Source organism: Candidatus Magnetobacterium casense, assembly GCF_019173545.1.
GTDB classification, from domain to species: domain Bacteria; phylum Nitrospirota; class Thermodesulfovibrionia; order Thermodesulfovibrionales; family Magnetobacteriaceae; genus Magnetobacterium; species Magnetobacterium cryptolimnobacter.
On the sequence record NZ_JABXWD010000462.1, the window covers coordinates 1 to 2,421 of the forward strand.

General features: G+C 50.6%; 2 protein-coding genes. One reads left to right on the forward strand and one right to left on the reverse strand.

The genetic code is table 11. The features are described 5' to 3' along the window. Positions 1–266 precede the first annotated feature (266 nt). Positions 267–524: a hypothetical protein gene (locus tag HWQ67_RS16365; RefSeq protein ID WP_218253755.1), complete on the forward strand. Its 258-nt coding sequence runs from the start codon at positions 267–269 to the stop codon at positions 522–524. 53 nt (positions 525–577) lie between these two features. On the opposite strand, the gene HWQ67_RS16370 is transcribed toward HWQ67_RS16365, so the two are convergent. Further along, positions 578–2,421: hypothetical protein (locus HWQ67_RS16370; protein ID WP_218253756.1), on the reverse strand; the 1,844-nt coding region annotated here is incomplete at its 5' end.

Consider the following 2,421-nt stretch of genomic DNA (forward strand, 5'->3'; position numbering starts at 1 on the left):
GTTTTTTCGGGTATCAAAATTGCCTGAATAGAAGAAAGAAAGGGGCGGCTCCGCCCCCCTTCAGAACCCCCTGCAAGGGGGCCAGCCCCCTTGACCCCATTATTTTGTCAATCAAATATCATGCCTGAAAAACCTGCGTCATTTCAGTATAACGCATAAAATTCTCTGATGCGATTGCCCTACCCGTTGACCTCGTGCAAGTTGACTTGCTAAGATAGAGCAGCGGACTCTAAAAAAAAGCAAAGTGTGTTAAAAAGGTTCAATACGTGAGCAATGTCCCTGACAAGGTGAAGGCCCTGCTGAGGTTCTTAAAGAAGGATTGCGGGGTGAGGTTTATCGTGCGACAGATGAGCAGCGATACGGTAGTCCTGATCGTATTTAATCGTGGTCAGGTTGATGCTTCGATGCAGTTGTTGCTGGCTGCCGGTATTTGTGACCCCGATTTTGATATCGATGGTGGCGTGATTGGTTTTTCCGTTGACGGCGTGAGGTTTCACCTGCTGTCAAAGGAGGGCTGCGGCTGATGTTAGGGGCATTGGTGGCACAGTTGGTGCCACGTCTGTTTACACCCCTGAGCTTACCTTTCGGATAGCAACAGCAGAAACCTTATAATATCCGACATTGTTTCCCTCAGTGCCAGAATCTGTTCCTTGATGCCGTCAGAGTTATTTTCGCTAAGATTGTCGGATAACACCAGCAGAAACCTTATAATATCCGACATTGTTTCCCGGACTGCCAGTATCTGTGTCTTGACACTGCCGGAGCTATCCTCGCTGAGATTGTAGGAGACCTTCCGGATAATATTCTCTATGCCGTCAATGGTGCTGCCTATTGTCTGCAAGGAACCGCCAAGGTCATGGGATAAAACGGTCGTTTTTTCGGTTACCGCATCGACCGTACCTGAAAACGCCTCCCTGCTCTGTTGAGACAACTGCTCCAGCTTCACGCCCAGCTCCGAAACAATTGCCATATCGGGGAGTTTGCCCTTGAGCTGCGTCAGTTCGTCGTAGAGACCCCTGATGGCGGTTTCCAGTTTTTCCGTCAGACTGCTTTGAACCTTGTCAATTGAACTGCGGGTCTCCATGGCAGCCTTATCCATTGGCATGTCGGAGAGCCTCTCCCTTAACGCAACAAGCTCGTCATTGAGATTTCTTATTCCCTCTGCCATCCGCTCTGACACGGATGTGTCTATGGAGGTCTGGAGCGTTTGTGTGAACTCCAGCAACCGTTCATCAGAGCGTTGTCTCATGGTGTTGTTTGTATTTGCTATAAAGCTCTCTATTTCGTCAAGCCTGTTGGAGAGTGCATCAAGGGAACCCTTGATATTTTCCGGCCACGTTACCAGGGGCTTGTCTCTGAGGTTGGTGAGGTCTTTGGCAATGCTAACAATGGAGGTCTCCAGCTCTTGCAACCTCCCCTGCACCGCCGCCAATATCGCAGACATGGAGGTGTTCAACGACGACCCAAACGCCGTGGATAAACCATTGAGACCATCCTGGGTCTGTTGCTTTAATATTTTGTTCGTCTTTGCGATAAATGTTTCGATCTCATCAAGTCGCCCTGAGATTAGCTTAAACGAGGCACCCAGGTTGTTAATTTTACCGTCCGGATTGCCGTTGTCGGTACCACCCTCTGCCGGGGACTTGTCCCTCAACTGCCTGACCTCTCCGGCAATGTCCCGCAGACCTGTTTCGAGTTTCTGAACCGTTGACATATATGTCAGTATCCAGTCAGGCGACGTCTGAATCAACCGCGACAAATCCTTGAAACCGGCCTCGGTCTTTTGTTGTACCACGTCGTTGGTCTTTGCTATGAACGTTTCGATCTCATCGAGCCGTCCTGTGACGGTCTTCAACGATGCCTTGAGGGTATCGGCGCCGCTGTCTGCGGAGGGCTTGTCCTTCAACTGCGCAATCTCCCCCGCAATGTTGGCCAGGGTTGAGTCAACCTTCTGAATCATTGGCGCATATGTCAAGCTCAGATCAGGAGGCGTCTGTATCAACTGCGACAATCCTTTGATGGCATCCACGGTCTTTTGCTGTGCCGCGTCGTTGGTCTTTGCTATGAATGTTTCGATCTCATCGAGTCGCCCTGCGATTGCCTTAAACGAGGCGGCAAAGGTGTCAATCTTCTTATCGGCGCCACTGTCTGCTGAGGGCTTGTCCTTCAACTGCGCAATCTCCCCGGCAATATCGGCCAAGGCTGACTCGACCTTCTGAATCATTGGCGCATATGCCGAAGTCAGATCAGGAGGCGTCTGTATCAACTGCGACAATCCTTTGATGGCCTCCCCGGTCTTTTGCTGTGCTGCGTCGTTGGTTTTTGCTATGAACGTTTCGATCTCATCGAGTCGCCCTGAAATCGCCTTAAACGATGCAGCAAGGGTATTAATCTTCTCATCGGCGCCACTGTCTGCTGAGG